Origin of the sequence: Pantoea sp. EKM21T, assembly GCF_011800405.1 — a bacterium.
Taxonomy (GTDB): domain Bacteria; phylum Pseudomonadota; class Gammaproteobacteria; order Enterobacterales; family Enterobacteriaceae; genus Pantoea; species Pantoea agglomerans.
Genome location: NZ_JAALFV010000005.1, coordinates 316,195 through 335,207 on the forward strand (window position 1 = coordinate 316,195; position 19,013 = coordinate 335,207).

Consider the following 19,013-nt stretch of genomic DNA (forward strand, 5'->3'; position numbering starts at 1 on the left):
CAGATCGGAAAGTCGCTAAAGCCACTCCCTGGCCGCTCGGCCCGCGCCGTCCATGGCGCGGGACGCTTTCCTCCTCTGACCCTGTTCCCTGCGCGTTAAGCTTATTCGTTGCGGCCAGACTCCCCCTGATTCGGGATATCAGCTATATGAGGCGGCTCGTGAGCCGCCTGTTTACTTTGTTGTCTCAGATAATCCGCTCACTGCCCTTGAAGTCGCGCAGGAAACTGCCCCAGCGACGCTCGTAGAATGGCGTGATGTGGGCGGTAAAGAAGTGGCTGATGCCGCGATCGTTTAGCGTCACCTCACAGATATCAACCGGCGCATCGTCCGGCAGCGTATCGGTTGCCACGCTGCCCGCCGCCTGAATGATCGTCTCAATGTTGCTGTCCGCTTCAATGCCAATCAGCAGATTGGGCGCTTCGTCAGCCCGCTCACGGATACTGGCGATAAACGCGCGACGCACCTGCTTATGCTTGCTGAAGAGCTGAGTCAGTGAGTCGATCATCTGCGCAGGGGGTTCAGCCACCTCAGACAGCAATAGTGACTGTCCGCCTTCCAGCACGGTTTGCTGGCTTAGTGCACTGCCCTCTTCAGCCAGCAGATGGGTGATCTCGGCCGCAGTAAACTCTTTACCGGAAGGCAGTTTGGGATTGAGAAACAGCGTCTCGCCGCGCGTAATCTCAAACAGCGTTCGTACCGGCAGACGCAGCCAGGACTGCTCACCGCTCACCGCTTCACTCATCGCCTCTTCTGACGTGAAAAAAGGAATGATGCTGCTGCCATCCTCTTTTTCCCAGTGCTGCAGATCAACGGGCGTGCTGGCATCAAGCTGTTGCGTGGTGCTTTCACCTGGCACCCAGGCATCAGATTCCAGCAACAGCTGAAAAAATTCGGGCCGATGGGCAGGCTCAGTGGCCGCCAGCTTCAGCACCTCTTCAAGACGGTTCATAGTTTTCCTCTGAACAGCGGCGGCATCAGCCACCGCTGAGATCGGCTTATTTCAGTAACAGATTGGCGAGGGTACGCACGCCAAGACCTGTTGCACCCGCCGCCCACTGGTCAACTGCGCCTTTGCGATAGGTCGCGGAGCAGTCGATGTGCAGCCAGCCCTGCTGATAGTTACTGACGAAGTGTGACAGGAACGCTGCCGCGCTACTGGCACCCGCCGCATGTGACGGGCTGGCGATATTATTGAGATCGGCGAAGTTAGACGGCAGATGGCTGCGATGGAATTCGGCCAGCGGCAGACGCCAGAAAGGTTCGTTCTCACTCACCGCGCTGCCCATCAGCGACTGTGCCATCACATCATCAAAGGTAAACAGCGCATGGTAATCGTTGCCCAGCGCCGTCTTAGCCGCACCGGTCAGCGTCGCAGCATCGATGATCATCGTCGGGTTCTGCTCGCTGGCGTCGATTAAACCGTCGGCCAGGACCAGACGCCCTTCCGCATCGGTGTTCATCACTTCCACCGATTTACCGTTGCGATAGCGAATGATGTCGCCCAGTTTAAAGGCGTTGCTGCTGACCATATTATCGGCACAGCAGAGGTAGAGTTTGACGCGCTTGTTAAGACCGCGCGAAATCGCCATGGCCAGCGCGCCGGTGACGGTCGCCGCGCCGCCCATGTCAGATTTCATTGAGTCCATGAAGCTGCTCTGCTTCAGGCTGTAGCCACCGGTATCAAAGGTAATGCCTTTACCGACCAGACAGGCGTAGACCGGGGCATCGTCGTCGCCGGTCGGGTTGTAATCGAGTGCCAGAAATACCGGCGGACGATTTGAACCGCGTCCAACGGTGTGCAGGCCCATATACCCCTGTACCCGCAGATCGTCGCCTTTGGTGATGCGATAGCTGACGGCGCTGCCGCCCACTTCACTAATCAGATCGACTGCATTGTGTGCCAGCTGTTCCGGCCCCAGATCTTCCGCGGGCAGGTTAATAACGTTGCGAACCCAGTCGATGATTTTCAGACGGCGATCAAACTCCGCCTGCTCATGTTCGCCCAGCGCCGGCCACTCAACCTGACGCTGGCCTTTCGGACCACGGAAGCCCTGCCAGAATGCCCAGCACTGCTCAAGGTGCCAGCCTTCGCCGGTCAGCGCCACATGGCGGATCCCCTGGCTGTCGATTTTGTGAGCCGCACGCTGAATGATATTCAGCGCATCTGCGCCGGTCAGATGCAGTGCCATGCCGCTGTCGTTGCTGCTGAGAATCGCTTTTTCGCCCCAGCGCGCATCGGCGGGCTGGCTGCTAAGCGTAATATTCATGGGTTGTGTGGTCATCGAAAAGCTCCATAATCGTTATCTGTTTCATCCAGCCTGATTGTTATAACGGCTTTAATAAGATGTTAAATATAATTCGCAGAGAGACCTGATAACAGATTCCGTCAGGTGTTGCCAGCGAAGTGCAAATATAGGCGCAATTTCCGGACTATGACCGGATATCAGGATTTCATTAAGGCCCGCAGACGGGTCACTGATTTCTGCACCAGGGCAATGGCGTAGTCGATCTCTTCCTCGGTTGTGAAGCGTCCCAGCGAGAAGCGCAGCGAACTGTGCGCCAGCTCTTCACTCAGGCCCAGCGCCCGCAATACATAGGAAGGCTCCAGGCTGGCGGAGGTACAGGCCGAGCCGGAAGAGAGCGCCAGATCTTTCAGCGCCATGATCAGTGATTCACCCTCAACGTCAGCGAAACTGAGGTTAAGAATGTTCGGTGCGCTCTGCTGCAGATCGCCATTGAGGGTGACGTCGGGCAGTGTGCTGATGCCCTGCCACAGACGATCGCGCAGAGTCTGCAGGCGCGCCATCTCGGTTTCGCGCTCTTCTGCTGCGATACGATACGCCTCGCCCATGCCGACAATCTGATGCACCGGCAATGTCCCGGATCGCATACCGCGTTCATGTCCGCCGCCGTGGATCTGCGCAGCAATCTGCACACGCGGTTTACGCCGGACATAGAGTGCGCCGATGCCTTTCGGGCCATAGAGTTTGTGGGCAGAAAAGGACATCAAATCAACCGGTAACTGGCTGAGATCGATAGGCAGCTTGCCGACGCTTTGAGTCGCATCCACATGAAACAGAATCTCACGTTCGCGGCAGAGTTCGCCAAAGGCGGCGATATCCTGAATCACTCCGGTTTCATTATTAACGTGCATCAGGGTGACTAAAATCGTGTCGTCGCGCAGCGCCGCACGCAGCTGGTCAGGCGAGATAATGCCGTTAGCCGCCGGGGTGAGATAAGTGACAGCAAAGCCTTCACGCTCAAGCTGCTGGCAGCTATCAAGCACCGCTTTATGTTCTGTCTGGCTGGTGATGATATGTTTGCCGCGCGCCTGATGGGCGTGAGCTGCACCTTTAATCGCGAGGTTATCGGATTCAGTGGCGCCAGAGGTAAAGATGATTTCACGCGGATCGGCATTGACCAGTTCGGCGATCTGATTACGCGCAACATCAACCGCTTCTTCAGACTGCCAGCCAAAACGGTGCGATCGCGAGGCCGGATTACCGAACGTGCCATCCAGCGTCAGAAACTGCATCATTTTGCTGGCCACACGCGGATCGGCCGGCGTGGTGGCGGCGTAATCCAGGTAAATCGGTAATTTCATTGCGCTACAGCTCCGTATAAAAAATCATACGTCTTTATAGCAGATTCGGCCCTGACCGCGTTAGCAGTAAGGGCCGCAACAGCGGGGATTACGAGGCGCGTTGGTTGACGTTAATTTCCTGCGTGCGCGGGCTCTGGAAGCGACGATTATCAATCGCATTCTGACGATCGGCTACATCCAGGATCTCCTGATTATTCACCAGCTCAGCCAGTGTAATATTGTTCAGGAAGTCACTGATACGCACGCTCAGATCGCGCCACAGCACGTGAGTCAGGCAACGCTCGCCGCCCTGGCAGCCTTCTTTACCCTGACATTTGGTGGCATCAACAGACTCATCAACGGCGGTGATCACTTCACCGACAGAGATGGTATTAGACGCTTTGCCCAACAGATAACCGCCGCCCGGACCACGTACGCTGGACACCAGCTCATTTTTACGTAATCGGGAGAATAACTGCTCCAGATAGGAGAGCGAAATGCCCTGACGCTCTGAAATATCAGCCAGCGGGACCGGACCTTCATGGGAGTGAAGGGCAACGTCCAGCATTGCAGTAACGGCATAACGTCCTTTGGATGTCAGTCTCATAGCGTACGACCTCAATAGCGTCCGGTTATCGGAGGATTAGCAACAGATGCTCTGAAGTCTGCCATTCCCGAGTAAATTGGTCAACTATTTAACCTGGTAAATTAGTCAGGTATTTAACCTGGTAATTCACTCAACTATTATCTGCTTCTTTTTTATCGTTTTTTCGCTTTTCAAACGACGAAAGCATGCCGCGCAGGATGTTCAGTTCGTCGCGTTCCGGGCGGGCGCGGGTGTAAAGACGACGCAGTTTGCTCATCACCTGGCCAGGATTGGCTTCACGGATAAAGCCGCTGTTCAGCATCATCTGTTCCATATGCTGATAGAAGCGCTCGAGATCATCCACCAGCGGATAAGGTGACTCTTCATACTGTGGCGGCGGGCTGGCCTGCTCCTGCGCCTGTAACCATGCCATGCGCACTTCATAGGCGATAATCTGTACGGCCATCGCCAGGTTCAGCGAGCTGTATTCCGGGTTTGCCTGAATCGCGACGTGATAGTGGCACTTCTGCAACTCGTCATTGGTCAGGCCGACACGTTCACGACCAAATACCAGCGCAACCGGTGCCTGCTGGCCCTCTTCCACGCTTTTCACGCCACATTCGCGCGCATCCAGCATCGGCCAGGGCAGCGAGCGGGAACGTGCGCTGGTGCCGACCACCAGACTGCATCCGGCAATGGCCTCATCCAGCGAGTCGACAATTTTGGCGTCGCCGATAACGTCGCTGGCACCGGCCGCGAGTGAGATAGCCTGTGAGTCAGGCTTGACCAGCGGGTTAACCAGATAGAGGTTGGTTAAGCCCATGGTTTTCATGGCGCGCGCAACGGAGCCCATGTTACCGGTGTGAGAAGTCTCGACCAGCACGATACGAATATTTTGCAACATGATTAGGGATACTCAGAAACGGGTCAGTAAAATCAGTAGAGAGAATATTAACATAAAGCAGGACATTTACCGAACACGCTGCTATACTCCGCGCCGTTTTCCCTGTTCTTTAACATCCAGCGAGAGATACCGATGCATCCAATGCTCAACATTGCCGTGCGCGCAGCGCGCAAGGCCGGAAATTTAATTGCCAAATATTATGAAACCCCGGACGCCGTCGAAGCCAGCCAGAAAGGCAGCAACGACTTCGTAACGAATGTTGACCGCGAAGCAGAACGCCTGATTATCGAAATTATTCGTAAATCTTACCCGAAACATACCATCATCACTGAAGAAAGCGGTGAACTGGCGGGCGAAGATCAGGATGTTCAATGGGTTATCGATCCGCTGGATGGCACATCAAACTTCATCAAACGTTTACCCCACTTTGCTGTTTCTATCGCTGTGCGCATTAAAGGCCGCACCGAAGTCGCCGTCGTTTACGATCCAATGCGCAATGAACTCTTCACCTCTTCACGCGGTCAGGGCGCTCAGCTGAATGGCTATCGTCTGCGTGGCAGCACGGCCCGCGATCTGGATGGCACCGTTCTGGCGACCGGCTTCCCGTTCAAAATGAAGCAGCACGCGCCGGCTTACATGAATATCATGACCAAACTCTTTACCCAGTGTGCTGACTTCCGCCGCACCGGTTCTGCTGCGCTGGATCTGGCCTATGTGGCTGCCGGTCGCGTAGATGGCTATTTTGAGATTGGCCTGAAGCCGTGGGATTTTGCGGCGGGTGAACTGCTGGTCCGTGAAGCGGGCGGTCTGGTGACTGATTTCACCGGCAACCACGGCTATCTGCTGTCAGGTAACCTGGTCGCGGGTAACCCACGTGTGGTGAAATCGATGCTGTCGAACATGCGTGATGAGCTGAGCGAAGCGTTAAAGCGCTAAGCCTCAGTACAGAAAAAGGCGGCTTCTCAGCCGCCTTTTTTATTGCCTGTTACTCAGTGATGATTAACGACGTTCGTGTGACAGCACCTGACGAGGCTGAGTACGACGACCTACCATACCCATCACGCCTGCCAGCACCGCTTCGATGATCAGCAGAATCAGGGCATACCAGCTCGCTTTCGCAGTCGCGGCAGCGGCTTTTTCACCGGCTTCACGCGCTTTCTGTTCAGCCTGCTGTTTCAGTTCCTGATACTTCTGAACGGCCTGCTGATAGCTCTGTTCAGTTTTGGCCACGATCTGATCCACTTCCTGATCGCTTTTGCCGGTGCGCGCTTTGATAATATTTTTCAGCGCATCACGATCGGCTGCCTGCAGGGTATCGGAATGACGATCCATCACCCCTTTTAACCAGTTAGCCAGATCAGTATCCGCTGTCTGTGGATGGTTTGCGGTGTTGTTAGCCTGGTTTTCAGCATTCTGCGCTTCTTTATTTGCATCCTGCTTTAAGTTCTCTGGCTGTAATTCCGGTTTCCCGGTCTGGCGTAAAGTCGTTTCCAGTTCGTTCTGCAGGTTATCTAAATTAATATTACTCTCCTGCAGTTTGTCTTTTGCCATTTGGGTAACGGATGGCGCAGCGGCGGAAATACCACTACCCAGCGCCTGGAAGCCTGAGCCCACAATATTCATCGCGCCGCCTAATACACTGGTCGCCAGCGCAATAGCCAGGTAAATAGTGAAAATTGTGCTAAGGCCAAACATCAGTAAACCGTGCAGTGCGCCTTCGCGCTGAGCCAGTCGGCCTGCAACATAACTACCTGCAGCCATCGCGACCAGCATTTCAATGGCAGTCCAGACCAGCGCGCCTGTGCCCAGGCCGTCGAGTGGATTCTGTTCTTTCATCGGATCAATGGTTGTTGCACCAATGGCGGTTCCCAGCAGCGTCAGAATAATGTGAACGATCAACGCACAAATGACACCGGCAAACACGGCGCTCCAGGAAATACGTTTTAACGGCAATCCAGCAGGCCCGGTCGCCAGCGTTTCGGTGTAGCCATTATTAATACGGGTATCAGCCATGAAATATACTCCTCGCAATAAACAGAAAGCGGTCTTGATCTTTTATCATCCCGACGGCGGAATGCCGTTTTGGTATTATCAGCGTAGACAGGGAATAGTCATTTCACCACTAAACCAGCCAGAGAAAAAAATAAAGAGATGAATTCAGAGATAATTAACGAAGAGAAGAGCGCAGCGGCAATTTTATTTCCGCTGCGCTTTTATTCAGAAAGGTCGAATTCCGCCACCCAGCGTCATCTGCGCTGACTGCCATAGCGCGATACCCGCTACGATTAAAATCAGACTGCCGGTTAAGGCCAGCGCGGGGATCAGCAGTCGCGTCATGCCTGCGGTAACGCCAGGCTGTGCCAGCCGTTGCGCCACCGTGCGCGCCTGCTGAACCAGCAGGCCAATCGCCGAAATGGTCAGTGCCGTGCCCAGCGCCATCACCGCAGCAGAGATAACCCCCCAGCCATAGACACCAATCACTTTGGCAAACAGCAGCATCATAATCGCGCCGGAACAGGGACGTAATCCCATCGACACCACCACCAGCAGCTGGGTTTTCACGCCGAGATTGCCGCTCATCTGCTTCGGTGTCGGAAGATGTGCGTGTCCGCATCCGCACTGATCGTCATGCTGATGGTGAGGTTTGAAGGCGCGAAATACCGGGGCCGGATGCGGACGCAATGTCCGCCACAGCGAACGCAGCGCCCGATAACCGATCATCACGCCCAGCCCGATCACCAACAGATAACTGCCCTTCTCCAGCCAGAAACTGCTGAGATGCAGCTGTCGCGATGACGTTTTCAGTAGTACCAGCATCACCGTCACCAGGGCAATCGCCACCGAACCCTGCAGCAGTGAGGCGAGCAGCGTCAGCCTGATACTGGTTTTCACTCTGGTGGGATGGGTCGCCAGAAAGGTCGCGATCACCACTTTGCCATGGCCCGGTCCCAGCGCGTGCAGTACGCCATACAGCAGGCTGAATATCACCAGCGAAATGCCTGCCTGGTGGGGCTGCTCCGCAACCTGCTGTAGCAGCTGAGTCATCTGCCGATGCAGATCTTTTTGCCACAGTACGCTCTGCATCAGAATCTGCGGCCAGTAGAGCCAGACCAGCAATGCGCTGCTCAGCAGCACGCCCGCCATCAGCCACAGCGGCCAGAGGCGGGAAGCCCGTAACGGAGTGGAGATTACTGACATGTCAGTATTACCGTCTGGGCAAACTGGCGGCCTAAATCCATCTCCTCTGCAGGCGCGTCGGCTTTATCCAGCGACAGCGCATACTGCTTCAGTGAATCATTGGGCTTTGGCGTGTTCAGCGCGAACTTGCAGCGCGCCTGCAGCGCCGTCGGCAGCGTTAACGCACCGGGATTGTCATAGAACATATCGACGAAATAGGTGGGATCAAAAGTCAGGATCTCAAAGCGCTGCCCGGTCAGCTTCGGGGGTTCCGCCAGCGGCAGAATAAATTCCAGCACCGCTTTATGGCCGTTACGTGACAGGTTGTATTCGGTTGGCAGATTCAAAAACTTTACCCGCTGTTGGTTGTGCCAGATTTCAGAAAAGTAGTGCTGGCCCAGCACGTTCGCCATCACGCCTGCCGCCAGCTTCTTCCACACCACGCTGCCTGGTTTCGCCTCGCCCGCGTCGTAAAGCAGATCGGCGGAGGTAATCTCATCCATGGTCCAGGTCATCTTTAATCCGGTAAAGGTGTCATCCTGCGCCACCAGTTCGGTTTTCATATCGATGAAGCTGTGAGGATGTGCCATTACAGCCGGACTTAATACCATCAAGAGGGCAAAGAGTGTGCGTTTCATAATGTTATAAAGTAACGTTCCCGATGAAAAGAATCTATAAGTAACAAAATTTTGTGACCCGCCTTAAACCTCCGGCAAATAAACCGCGTAAACCGCGCAGGCGCTGACGGGGTTGACTATTCTTAGCTCAAAATAGCCTGCTGGAAACCTGATTGATGAGTTCTGCTACCCCTTTGGCACCACTCTTCACCCGCTCACAGCGTCAGTGCCATCTTTTATTGCTGCTGTTTCTGCCGACACCCGTGCTTACGCTTGAAAAAGTCTGCCAGCTGAATGGCGTCGATCCTGCTGTTGCCCGACAGGATATCGCGGATGTGGGCCTTGAGATACAGCGATATCACCAGCTGGAATTGCATCAGATGGTGGATGGCAGCTTTCGTCTTCATGGCACAGAGTTGGATCGGCGCCTCTGTCTGCTGCACAACCTGCGACGCAGTTTGCGTTTATCGCAGGATTTCGTCTGCGACCATTTTGCAGCTCCCCTGCGTCAGCGCCTGAAGGTGATGAAGATTGAGAAGGCGCTGTGGGATGAGACCAATTTACAGGCGCTGATCCAGCACTGTAGCCTGCGTCTGAAGCGCGATTTCAGCGAACGCGACCGGCTTTTTCTGCAGATTTTCATGAAATATGGATTGTGCCAGCGCCAGCCGGTGCTGTTCAGTGAAGCGCAGTGTCACTGGCTGCAGCAGAAGGCTGAGCGGCAGGCTGCCGAGGATGTGATTCACCACTGGCGCAAACGCTGCCACCTTGCGCCGCCCGTCAGTGAAACCGACTTCTGGACACTGCTGTTCAGCCAGATACATACGCCTGTCGTGGATGCGATTGCCCATCCTGCTGAGCAGCAGTTAATGGCTGCGACCCAGCAGTTAATTAATGACTTTGAACGGTGTGCCGACATCACTTTTGCTGATCGCGACGAGCTGCTTAACCAGCTCTATCCTCATCTGGCACAGGCGCTGGATCGCACCCACTTCACTATCGGCATCGACAACAGCGTGGCGCTGGATGTCAGCCGCCTCTATCCCCGCCTGTTGCGCACCACTCAGCAGGCGCTGCAGGCGTTTGAGCAGCAATACGGGATTGCGTTCAGCCCGGAAGAGGTGAGCTTAATTACCGTTATTTTTGGTGCCTGGCTGATGCAGGAGAATGCGTTGCAGGAGAAGCAGGTGCTGATTCTGACGGGTGACGATACCGATCTGGAGCAGGATGTGGAGCAGCAGATTCGGGAGATCACGCTGCTGCCGATCAATATTACCTATCAGGACGTGAAACAGTTTCAGCGGGATGGCGCACCGCGGGATGTGGACATCATCATTTCGCCCTACCCCACCTCGCTGCCACTCTTCTCCCCGCCGCTGGTGCATGCGGAACTGCCGCTGACGTTACACCATCAGCAGCGGATTCGTTATTTACTGGAGTCGTAGCCGGGACGCAGAAATAGCGCGGGCAGCGCCACCAGTGCCATCACCCAGAACAGATGCCCCTGCAGATGAGCGAACAGCACGCCGCAGATCATGGTCATTATCGCAATGCCACCCCCCATCGCCAGCGCGGAATAGAGCGACTGCAGACGGATCACTTCCGCTCCCTGACGCGCCGCAATAAAACGCATCGCCGCCAGATGACAGACGGTGAAGCTGCCACAGTGGAGGATTTGCGCCACAATCAGCAGCGGCAGCGCGGTAGTGGCGCCCATCAGACTCCAGCGGATCAACGCACAAATGCCCGAAAGCAGCAGCAGATCGCGCGCGCTCCAGCGGCGGAACAACCGGTTGCTCAGGGCAAACACGACGATTTCGGCCACCACGCCCAGCGACCAGAGATAACCCACCGTGGAGGCGGAATAGCCACTCTCCTGCCACCAGATAGCACTGAAGCCGTAATAGGCGGCGTGCGCACCCTGCAGCAGTGTTACGCAGAGCATAAATCGCCATACCGCATTCTCACGCAGCAATTCACGCCACACCTGCCAGCCGCCGCCCGCCGCGCCCTGCCGTTCATTACCCTGTGGCTGGGTGGCGGGTGACAGCATCATGCCTGCCAGCATAGAGATGACGCCGACGGAAAGCAGCAGCAAAATGGCGTTTGAAGAGTAAGCACTGACCAGCACGCCGGTTAACGCCGAGCTGATCACAAAGGCCAGCGAACCCCACAGCCTGACCGGCCCGTACGCCAGCCCTATCTGCTGTGTCCAGGTGGCGGCCAGCGCATCGCTAAGTGGGACCAGCGGCGAGAAAAAGAGGTTAAAGCCGATCATCACGGCCAGCAGCCACATCCACTGCTCACCCACCCAGAAACCGGCGGCGAACAGGCAGGTCATCAGCGCCAGCAAACGCAGCGCCGTAATCAACCTTGAAGGATTTTTGACCTGAGAGGCGATAAGCAGACTGCCGACAAAGCGTGCCACCATGCCACAGCCGAGCAGCAGGCCAATCTTTTCAGCATCGAGACCGGTGCCTTTCAGCCACACGCCCCAGAATGGCAGATAGATGCCGTAACAGAAGAAGTAAGTGAAGTAGCCCAATCCGAGCCATCTGGCGGAGCCGATTGCCATATTCCCTCCAGCAAGAGTGCTGCCTGGCAGCATGAGTGGGCGCTACTCTGGCAGAGCGCCGCAGGACAGGCAATAAAAAAGGATGGCTGATGCCATCCTTTGTATGCTGTCTCACAACAGGTTAACGATTAAGCGTAGACCGGCAGACGGCTGCAGATTTCCAGCACTTTCTTTTTGGTGCGCTCAATGGTCGCTTCGTCATTGACGTTATCCAGCACATCCGCGATCCAGCCAGCCAGCTCACGCACGTCCGCTTCATTGAAGCCACGACGGGTAACAGCTGGTGTGCCGATACGGATACCGGAAGTCACAAACGGGCTTTTCGGATCGTTAGGCACGCTGTTTTTGTTAACCGTGATGTTGGCACGGCCCAGCGCCGCATCCGCTTCTTTACCGGTCAGGTTTTTGCTCACCAGATCGATCAGGAACAGATGGTTATAGGTGCCACCAGAAACGATGTCATAGCCACGCTCAATCAGCACCTCAACCATCGCTTTGGCGTTTTTTGCCACCTGCTGCTGGTAGGTTTTGAATTCCGGCTCCATCGCCTCTTTGAACGCAACCGCTTTACCAGCGATAACGTGCATCAGAGGACCGCCCTGACCGCCAGGGAAGACAGCAGAGTTCAGTTTCTTATAGAAATCTTCGTCGCCGTTTTTCGCCAGAATGATACCACCGCGCGGACCCGCCAGCGTTTTGTGAGTGGTAGAGGTCACGATGTGCGCATGCGGGATCGGACTCGGGTAAACGTCTGCAGCAATCAGGCCGGCAACGTGTGCCATGTCCACAAACAGCCATGCACCTACGCTATCCGCGATTTCGCGCATTTTCGCCCAGTCGCAAACGCCGGAGTAAGCTGAGAATCCGCCAACGATCATTTTTGGCTTGTGGGTTTTCGCCAGTTCAGCCAGTTCGTCGTAGTCAATTTTACCGGTCTCATCGATACCGTAAGCCACAACGTTATAGAGTTTGCCCGACAGGTTAACCGGTGAGCCGTGAGTCAGGTGTCCACCGTGCGCCAGGTTCATCCCCAGAATAGTATCGCCCGGCTGCAGCAGCGCGGTGTAAACCGCAAAGTTAGCCTGTGAACCTGAGTGTGGCTGCACGTTAGCGTAATCGGCACCAAACAGTTCTTTTGCGCGATCGATCGCCAGCTGCTCAACGATATCAACGTACTCACAGCCGCCGTAGTAGCGTTTGCCCGGATAGCCTTCAGCGTATTTATTGGTGAGCTGAGAACCCTGTGCCTGCATAACACGCGGGCTGGTGTAGTTTTCAGAAGCAATCAGTTCAATGTGCTCTTCCTGACGCACTGTCTCCTGCTCCATCGCCTGCCACAACTCGGCATCGTAATCGGCAATGTTCATATCACGCTTTAACATCCGGATCTCCTGACTCAGCTAACTTTCTGACGGTATTTACCCCCCTTCAGGGGCGAAGGCCCACAGTGTAAACCGTTTTAACAGGTGAAGGTAGGGTGAACCTCCTCTTTTTACGCAAACGATTGGCTGGCTACTGGCAGGGCTTTTTTACACCTTTTCACCCGGTTCAGACGCCACGATTTTTCTTCAGGATGTGACGGCGGTTTCTCAGGATGCACCAAAAAGTTGCCACTTTGACAACCGGGAAATTTATCGGGTTATTTACACCACAGATGAGACGGCTATAAGATGCATTTAAAATACATCTTTAAATGAGAGGCCGCTTTTATGCTTGATGCACACACTATCGCCACGGTTAAATCGACCCTGCCTGCCATCGCCGCCTGTGGTCCTGCGCTTACCGCACACTTCTATGACCGCATGCTGTCGCACCATCCTGAACTCAAAAATGTTTTCAATATGAACAACCAGCGCAATGGCGATCAGCGTGAAGCGCTGTTCAACGCCATTTGCGCCTATGGCGCGAATCTGGAGAACCTGGCCGTGCTGCTGCCTGCGGTGGAAAAGATTGCGCAGAAACATACCAGCCTGAATATTCAGCCTGCGCAATACGCCATCGTCGGTGAAAATCTGCTGGCAACCATTAAAGAGCTGCTGAATCCGGGTGAAGAGGCGCTGGCAGCCTGGGGCCGGGCCTATGGCGTGCTGGCAGATGTGTTCATTAATCGCGAAGAGGAGATTTATCAGGCGACGGAGCAGCAAACCGGTGGCTGGCGCGGCACTCGTGCGTTTCGCATCAGTGCTATTGAGCAGCAGAGCGAGGTGATTAAAAGCTTTACCTTCAGTCCGGCAGATGGCGGCCCGGTAGCGGCCTTTAAACCGGGTCAGTATCTGACGGTGCATCTGCAGCCCGCCAGTTTCGAACATCACCAGATTCGTCAGTACTCGCTTACTCACCTCAGTAATAGCAAAGATTATCGGATTGCGGTGAAACGTGAAGCGCAGGGCACCGTCTCCGGCTGGCTGCATCAGAATGGCAAAGTGGGTGATGAGCTGATGCTGGCCGCACCGCATGGCGACTTCTTCCTTGAGGTCGATGCTTCAACCCCGGTGGCGCTGATTTCCGCGGGCGTGGGTCAGACGCCGATGCTGGCCATGCTGCATGCCCTGGCGGCCCGCCAGCACCGCGCGCCGGTCAGCTGGCTGCACGCAGCAGAGAACGGCAAACAGCACGCATTTGGCCCGGAAGTGATAGCTACGGGCGCGCAGCTCACCGATTTCGTCAGTCAGGTCTGGTATCGCGATCCCGCCGCTGAAGATGCCGGTCGCTATGACGCGCAGGGTCTGATGGATATCACCGCGATCTCCGCACGTCTCGCCTCACCCGACACCCACTTCTACCTCTGCGGTCCGCTGCCCTTTATGCAGCATGTGGTGGCGCAACTGCGTGATGCCAGCGTGGCAGATACACGCATTCATTACGAACTTTTCGGCCCGCAAAAAGGGATGTAAATCTGGCAGCAACGAATTAGCCTAAAGCGAAGGGAACACGGGCAGAAGAGGAAAGCGTCCCGCGCCAGGACGGCGCGGGCCGAGCGTGCCATGGATGGCGGGTTTTGCGTCTTTCCGATCTGACCGTGTTCCCTGAGCAGGCACGATCGCACAATCATCCGTATCAGGTTCCTCAGGCATAAAAAAGCCCGCAGCGCGGGCTTCTTTATGCTGATAAAGAGCTGATAAAGATATAATCAGATCGCCTCTTCATCCTCTTCGCCAGTTCGGATGCGCACCACGCGCGCCACGTCGAAGACAAAGATTTTACCGTCACCGATTTTGCCGGTCTGCGCAGTGCGCATAATGGTCTCGACGCAGGTATCAACGATATCGTCGCCCACCACCATCTCGATTTTCACTTTAGGTAAAAAGTCGACCATATACTCTGCGCCGCGGTAAAGCTCGGTGTGCCCTTTCTGGCGGCCAAAACCTTTTACTTCACTCACGGTCATCCCGGTGATGCCGACTTCCGCTAAGGCTTCACGGACATCATCGAGTTTGAATGGTTTGATAATCGCATCAATCTTTTTCATGTCAGACCCTTTTTCACTCCCTCCATGGTCAGAGGGTTTATCAAGTATAAATGTTGCTGGCGCTGTCGGGCGGTAATATCCGGGATTCTTCAGGTTGCCGCAAGCGCTGCCAGATTATGCTGACCGCACCCATTCTGATTCGGGCCTGAGCAGGCAACCTGCCGGTATCACTCCGCAGCCTCCGCTACTCTTTGAAATCACTGGCATCCAGCTCATGACGAGACAGCAGCTTATAGAACTCCGTGCGGTTGCGTCCAGCCAGACGTGCGGCATTGGTTACATTGCCTTTGGTCATCTGCAACAGCTTACGCAGATAGTTCAGCTCAAACTGATTGCGCGCCTCAGCAAAGGTCGGCAAAGCACTGTTCTCACCGCTTAACGCCTGCTCCACCAGCGCATCGCTGATCACCGGCGATGAGCTCAGCGCTACACATTGTTCAATCACGTTAACCAGCTGACGCACATTGCCCGGCCAGCTGGCCGCCATCAACCGCTTCATCGCATCAACGGAAAAACTGCGGATCTGCGGTTTATGCCGTTCCGCCGCCTGACGCAACAGATGATTAGCCAGCAGCGGAATATCTTCAGTGCGCTGATGCAACGCCGGAATCTTCAGGTTCACCACATTAAGACGATAGAAGAGATCCTCGCGAAACTCCTTTTTCTCCATCGCCTTCGGCAGATCGCGATGCGTGGCTGAAATAATGCGCACGTCAATCTCAATATCATGATCGCTGCCCAGCGGCCTGACCTTACGCTCCTGCAACACCCGCAGCAACTTAACCTGTAGCGGTTGCGGCATATCGCCAATTTCATCCAGGAACAGCGTCCCGCCACCTGCAGTTTTAAACAGACCATCACGGGCACTGACTGCGCCGGTAAAGGCCCCTTTGGCATGCCCGAACAGCTCTGACTCCAGCAACTGCTCCGGCAGTGCGCCACAGTTAATGGCGACAAAGGGCTTGCCGTTTCGCGGGCTGGCGGCGTGAATCGCCTGTGCCAGCATCTCTTTACCGGTACCGCTCTGCCCGTTAATCAGCACGCTGACGTCCGACTGCGCCACCATATGCGCCTGCTCCAGCAGCCGTAACATCAGCGGGCTGCGGGTGACGATCGCTTCCCGCCAGCGGTCATCACTGACCGGCGCCTGCTGAGCCAGTGCTTCATCGATCGCTTTGTAAAGCGCATCTTTATCCACCGGTTTAGTCAGGAAGCTGAAGACGCCCTGCTGCGTGGCGGAAACTGCGTCCGGGATAGAACCGTGTGCCGTCAGGATAATCACTGGCAGACCGGTGTGGCGTTTCTGGATCTCGCCAAACAGCGCCAGACCATCCATCTCATCCATCCGCAGATCGCTGATCACCAGCTCGATTTTTTCTTTCTGCAGCAGACGCAACGCTTCGGGTCCGCTGGCCGCGGTGGTGACCTGATAACCTTCGCTGCGAAGACGCATGCCCAGCAGCTTCAGCAGGCTGGGATCGTCATCCACCAGCAGCAGTTTTGCCGCTTGTCTGACCATTATTGCTCCTCATCCTGCGGCAGCGCAGTGCCATGGCCGCTGTCAGACACATCCGGGGCTTTCCGCGATGAAAGCTGGCGCTCAATGTCAGTAAGCCGCTCCAGCTTATGCTTCGTGTCGCTGAGCTGCTGCTGCTGTTTAACCATCTGCTGGCGTATCGCCTCCAGCTGGGTATCGCTGCTCTGTTGCAGATGAACATAACGGGTGCGCGCTTCACTCAGGTCGAGCTGCGCGGCCTGATTACTGCGCCACAACTGGAGCAGCGGACGCACAGACTGCGGGAAATCGCTGCTGTAGCGATCCAGGGTTTCAACATAGCGACGACGCTCCACTGGCGTCACGTTGCCGTTCGACATCAGCACGCCCTGCTTGAAGGCGCGCGACCAACTCTCAACCGGCCAGCGGTGAGCTTCGGCTCGGGCCTCGGCGGGGGAAAGGCGTTCAGCGCAATCGATCGCCCGCATCCAGTAGAGGGGATTACTCAGTGCCACACTATTCTCTATCGTCCACAGGTCACTGCAGCGGGTCGCCAGGTAATCAGCCACGCTGACCTCGGGTTCCGCCACCTGATGGCCTGACGGCAGGGATGAGGTGGCCGGGGAGGTCGTACATCCGCTGAGCAGCAGCGTGGTCAGTGTGCTCAGCAGCAAAGCGGGTAAATATTTCATCAGTCAGACATTCCCGGCTGTGGTGTTCAGTTCAATTCGAAAACAGACATCAGCCTGCTCGCAGGAGACCAGCGTCAGGTCGCCATGCATCCGGCGCAGGCAATCTTTGGCAATACTCAATCCCAGCCCGCTGCCTTTTACCGGCCCTTTGCGCTGCTGGCTACCCTGGAAAAAAGGTTCGAAAATCATTGCCTGCTCTTCCGGCGGGATCGGCGTACCGCTGTTCGCGACATCAATCCAGACCCGATCGCCCTGCTGCTGACTGCGCAGCCAGATGGTACCGGATTCGCTGCCGTAGTTCACGGCGTTCGAATAGAGATTATCGATGACCCGCATCAGTAACATCGGTTCGGCAAGGCAGTGACTGACCGCCAGATCGACAACCGTCTGCATGAGTTTGGCGCGCGCCGAGAGTGCATGTGCATTCACCACCCCCTCCACAATTTCCGCCACGCTGACCGGTTCCAGCTGGATCGGGCCATCTGCCAGTTTACGGTTGTAATCAAGCAGCTGTTCAATCAGCCGCTGCAGATGACGGCTGCTGCCGTCGAGGATAGTGACCACCTCTTTTTGATCGGCGTTCAGCGACCCGGCTACCTCGTCCGCCAGCAGTTCGGTGCCTTCACGCAGGCTGGCAAGCGGCGTTTTCAGTTCGTGAGAAAGATGGCGCAGGAATTCATGGCGCTGCGATTCCAGCCACTGAAGCCGTTCGCTGAGCCAGACGATGCGCTGTCCTAGCGAGCGTAACTCGCGCGGGCCGCGAAATGTCACGCTGTTACCCAGTTCCCGGCCTTCGCCAAGCCGGTTGATCATCCGCTCAATACGCTTGACCGGCCCGATAATCATGCCGGTAAACAGCGTCATCAACGCCAGACTGATGATAAACAGAATCAGCGCCTGCCAGCCAAAAAACTGGCCGCGATCGGCAATTTCGCGCTGCAGCTGAAGGCCGCGCGAAAACACCACTTCGCGCGTGTCCTGCACCATCTGCGCATTGGTGGCAGAAAAACGATCCAGCGCCTCTGCGGCAGGCGTAACCGGATTACCGTTATCGCACTTTAACGGTGTCAGCAGCGGCAACGTCGCCTGTAAAGTCTGGAATGCGGGCAGCTCGGGCAGGCTGGCGCTGTGCGAACTCAGCATCTGGCTGTAGCGGGTGTGCTGGGTCTGATAAAGGCGCGCCAGCGAGGCATCATCCAGCACGCAGTACTGGCGATAGCTGCGCTCCAGCTCAACCGCCGTTCGCGCCATCGCCTCACTTCTGCGTACGTCGGTGAAGGTATTGCGGTTGGTATCCGCTGCCTGTTCGCTTAACGCAGAGAGACTTTCCCACGCCTGCCAGGCCAGCACCAGCAACGGCAGCAGCACCAGTACAAATGCCATCAGCACCAGCTGACGCAGAGAACGGGGAAATAAACGCCATTTTTTCACGCAGCCGCTTCCTTAAGATTTGCTGTCTGGATGCTAACGGACTCTGTCAGCGGAAGAAAGGTGTCGGCGGAAGAAAGGGGAAGAAAAGAAAACGGCAGGCTCAATGGCCTGCCGCTGGCACGACGCGTGATGCATCGCGTAAAAATGGGTGGAGCCTTACTCAACGTTACGTCCGGTGTTTGATAACGCAAGCGATTATCGGTCAGTTGGACGGCAGGCTCCGTTTGGTGCGTCATTCGGGCTTTATGAGCTCTTCTCCGCTAAGCGGGGCAATCATAAACAGGTGAATGAGCAGCTGCATGAGTATAGCAAGTTCCATGCCAGAAAATAAATCATTATATTTTTCAGCAGATTGAATAAGCTTACCGGACAACTGCTGCGCAAAATCTGATTACAGCAAGGGAAAACTGTCTCCGCTGAGCGACATGAAATCGCGCCGGATGAGCGTTCATTTAAAATCAACGAGATAGATGTCGCCAAAAAG

General features: G+C 55.7%; 17 protein-coding genes. 3 read left to right on the top strand and 14 right to left on the bottom strand.

The features are described from left to right. Positions 1 to 184: 184 nt before the first annotated feature. The 5 genes from sseB to trmJ all read right to left on the bottom strand — a co-directional run bounded on the left by sseB (position 185) and on the right by trmJ (position 5,073). Entirely contained in the window at positions 185 to 949 is a 765-nt protein-coding gene (sseB, locus tag HFD87_RS12680) for an enhanced serine sensitivity protein SseB (RefSeq protein ID WP_010257582.1), read from the bottom strand. 46 nt (positions 950 to 995) lie between these two features. Continuing rightward, on the bottom strand, positions 996 to 2,282 hold the full coding sequence (gene pepB, locus HFD87_RS12685) for an aminopeptidase PepB (protein WP_167423509.1): 1,287 nt from the start codon (positions 2,280 to 2,282) through the stop codon (positions 996 to 998). 161 nt (positions 2,283 to 2,443) lie between these two features. Further along, positions 2,444 to 3,604, bottom strand: a complete 1,161-nt coding sequence (locus tag HFD87_RS12690; protein ID WP_010257588.1) for an IscS subfamily cysteine desulfurase — start codon at positions 3,602 to 3,604, stop codon at positions 2,444 to 2,446. A gap of 88 nt (positions 3,605 to 3,692) precedes the next feature. Continuing rightward, positions 3,693 to 4,190, bottom strand: a complete 498-nt coding sequence (iscR, locus tag HFD87_RS12695) for a Fe-S cluster assembly transcriptional regulator IscR (RefSeq protein ID WP_010257591.1) — start codon at positions 4,188 to 4,190, stop codon at positions 3,693 to 3,695. A gap of 130 nt (positions 4,191 to 4,320) precedes the next feature. Further along, a complete protein-coding gene (gene trmJ, locus HFD87_RS12700) occupies positions 4,321 to 5,073 on the bottom strand; it encodes a tRNA (cytosine(32)/uridine(32)-2'-O)-methyltransferase TrmJ (RefSeq protein ID WP_010257594.1) in 753 nt (250 codons plus the stop codon). Positions 5,074 to 5,205: 132 nt separating this feature from the next. Between trmJ and suhB the strand changes: the two genes are divergently transcribed. Next, positions 5,206 to 6,009, top strand: a complete 804-nt coding sequence (gene suhB / locus HFD87_RS12705) for an inositol-1-monophosphatase (RefSeq protein WP_008926709.1) — start codon at positions 5,206 to 5,208, stop codon at positions 6,007 to 6,009. Positions 6,010 to 6,072: 63 nt separating this feature from the next. Here the strand turns inward: suhB and HFD87_RS12710 are convergent, their stop codons facing one another. The 3 genes from HFD87_RS12710 to HFD87_RS12720 all read right to left on the bottom strand — a co-directional run bounded on the left by HFD87_RS12710 (position 6,073) and on the right by HFD87_RS12720 (position 8,888). Then, positions 6,073 to 7,086 carry a TIGR04086 family membrane protein gene (locus tag HFD87_RS12710; protein WP_010257601.1) on the bottom strand — a complete coding sequence of 338 codons (1,014 nt, stop codon included), beginning with the start codon at positions 7,084 to 7,086 and terminating at the stop codon, positions 6,073 to 6,075. A 204-nt stretch (positions 7,087 to 7,290) separates the two neighbouring features. Beyond that, complete coding sequence (locus HFD87_RS12715) at positions 7,291 to 8,271, bottom strand: nickel/cobalt transporter (protein ID WP_167423510.1); 981 nt, start codon at positions 8,269 to 8,271, stop codon at positions 7,291 to 7,293. Next, positions 8,262 to 8,888 carry a DUF1007 family protein gene (locus tag HFD87_RS12720; protein ID WP_010257608.1) on the bottom strand — a complete coding sequence of 209 codons (627 nt, stop codon included), beginning with the start codon at positions 8,886 to 8,888 and terminating at the stop codon, positions 8,262 to 8,264. Before HFD87_RS12720 ends, HFD87_RS12715 begins: the two co-directional genes overlap by 10 nt. 155 nt (positions 8,889 to 9,043) lie before the next feature. Here HFD87_RS12720 and csiE point away from each other — a divergent pair, with 155 nt between their 5' ends. Beyond that, the gene (gene csiE / locus HFD87_RS12725) at positions 9,044 to 10,312 is read left to right on the top strand and encodes a stationary phase inducible protein CsiE (RefSeq protein WP_010671313.1); all 1,269 of its coding nucleotides are present in this window, start codon (positions 9,044 to 9,046) and stop codon (positions 10,310 to 10,312) included. On the opposite strand, the gene HFD87_RS12730 is transcribed toward csiE, so the two are convergent. Together HFD87_RS12730 and glyA are read right to left on the bottom strand one after the other, a co-directional pair. Beyond that, positions 10,294 to 11,442 carry a 3-phenylpropionate MFS transporter gene (locus tag HFD87_RS12730; protein WP_167423511.1) on the bottom strand — a complete coding sequence of 383 codons (1,149 nt, stop codon included), beginning with the start codon at positions 11,440 to 11,442 and terminating at the stop codon, positions 10,294 to 10,296. The genes csiE and HFD87_RS12730 overlap by 19 nt on opposite strands. 128 nt (positions 11,443 to 11,570) lie before the next feature. After that, positions 11,571 to 12,824, bottom strand: a complete 1,254-nt coding sequence (gene glyA / locus HFD87_RS12735; RefSeq protein ID WP_010257616.1) for a serine hydroxymethyltransferase — start codon at positions 12,822 to 12,824, stop codon at positions 11,571 to 11,573. 327 nt (positions 12,825 to 13,151) lie between these two features. On the opposite strand from glyA, the gene hmpA reads away from it, so the two are divergent. After that, positions 13,152 to 14,336: an NO-inducible flavohemoprotein gene (gene hmpA / locus HFD87_RS12740; RefSeq protein WP_167423512.1), complete on the top strand. Its 1,185-nt coding sequence runs from the start codon at positions 13,152 to 13,154 to the stop codon at positions 14,334 to 14,336. A 236-nt stretch (positions 14,337 to 14,572) separates the two neighbouring features. Here the strand turns inward: hmpA and glnB are convergent, their stop codons facing one another. The 4 genes from glnB to HFD87_RS12760 form a co-directional block, all read right to left on the bottom strand. Then, the gene (glnB, locus tag HFD87_RS12745) at positions 14,573 to 14,911 is read right to left on the bottom strand and encodes a nitrogen regulatory protein P-II (RefSeq protein ID WP_003848647.1); all 339 of its coding nucleotides are present in this window, start codon (positions 14,909 to 14,911) and stop codon (positions 14,573 to 14,575) included. 184 nt (positions 14,912 to 15,095) lie between these two features. After that, positions 15,096 to 16,430: a two-component system response regulator GlrR gene (glrR, locus tag HFD87_RS12750; protein WP_010257627.1), complete on the bottom strand. Its 1,335-nt coding sequence runs from the start codon at positions 16,428 to 16,430 to the stop codon at positions 15,096 to 15,098. Then, positions 16,430 to 17,098 (bottom strand): two-component system QseEF-associated lipoprotein QseG, encoded by a 669-nt coding sequence (gene qseG / locus HFD87_RS12755; RefSeq protein WP_167423513.1) that lies wholly within the window; start codon positions 17,096 to 17,098, stop codon positions 16,430 to 16,432. The genes glrR and qseG overlap by 1 nt, the downstream gene beginning before the upstream one ends. Positions 17,099 to 17,101: 3 nt before the next feature. After that, entirely contained in the window at positions 17,102 to 18,529 is a 1,428-nt protein-coding gene (locus tag HFD87_RS12760; protein ID WP_064690323.1) for a HAMP domain-containing sensor histidine kinase, read from the bottom strand. Positions 18,530 to 19,013: the final 484 nt, after the last annotated feature.

Bases quoted from the DNA above. Each gene is read 5' to 3' on its own strand.
- HFD87_RS12690 (WP_010257588.1), bottom strand. From the start codon at position 3,604: ATGAAATTACCGATTTACCTGGATTACGCCGCCACCACGCCGGCCGAT.
- hmpA (WP_167423512.1), top strand. From the start codon at position 13,152: ATGCTTGATGCACACACTATCGCCACGGTTAAATCGACCCTGCCTGCC.
- iscR (WP_010257591.1), bottom strand. From the start codon at position 4,190: ATGAGACTGACATCCAAAGGACGTTATGCCGTTACTGCAATGCTGGAC.
- glnB (WP_003848647.1), bottom strand. From the start codon at position 14,911: ATGAAAAAGATTGATGCGATTATCAAACCATTCAAACTCGATGATGTC.
- glyA (WP_010257616.1), bottom strand. From the start codon at position 12,824: ATGTTAAAGCGTGATATGAACATTGCCGATTACGATGCCGAGTTGTGG.
- HFD87_RS12720 (WP_010257608.1), bottom strand. From the start codon at position 8,888: ATGAAACGCACACTCTTTGCCCTCTTGATGGTATTAAGTCCGGCTGTA.
- suhB (WP_008926709.1), top strand. From the start codon at position 5,206: ATGCATCCAATGCTCAACATTGCCGTGCGCGCAGCGCGCAAGGCCGGA.
- HFD87_RS12710 (WP_010257601.1), bottom strand. From the start codon at position 7,086: ATGGCTGATACCCGTATTAATAATGGCTACACCGAAACGCTGGCGACC.
- csiE (WP_010671313.1), top strand. From the start codon at position 9,044: ATGAGTTCTGCTACCCCTTTGGCACCACTCTTCACCCGCTCACAGCGT.
- pepB (WP_167423509.1), bottom strand. From the start codon at position 2,282: ATGACCACACAACCCATGAATATTACGCTTAGCAGCCAGCCCGCCGAT.
- HFD87_RS12715 (WP_167423510.1), bottom strand. From the start codon at position 8,271: ATGTCAGTAATCTCCACTCCGTTACGGGCTTCCCGCCTCTGGCCGCTG.
- glrR (WP_010257627.1), bottom strand. From the start codon at position 16,430: ATGGTCAGACAAGCGGCAAAACTGCTGCTGGTGGATGACGATCCCAGC.
- sseB (WP_010257582.1), bottom strand. From the start codon at position 949: ATGAACCGTCTTGAAGAGGTGCTGAAGCTGGCGGCCACTGAGCCTGCC.
- qseG (WP_167423513.1), bottom strand. From the start codon at position 17,098: ATGAAATATTTACCCGCTTTGCTGCTGAGCACACTGACCACGCTGCTG.
- trmJ (WP_010257594.1), bottom strand. From the start codon at position 5,073: ATGTTGCAAAATATTCGTATCGTGCTGGTCGAGACTTCTCACACCGGT.
- HFD87_RS12730 (WP_167423511.1), bottom strand. From the start codon at position 11,442: ATGGCAATCGGCTCCGCCAGATGGCTCGGATTGGGCTACTTCACTTAC.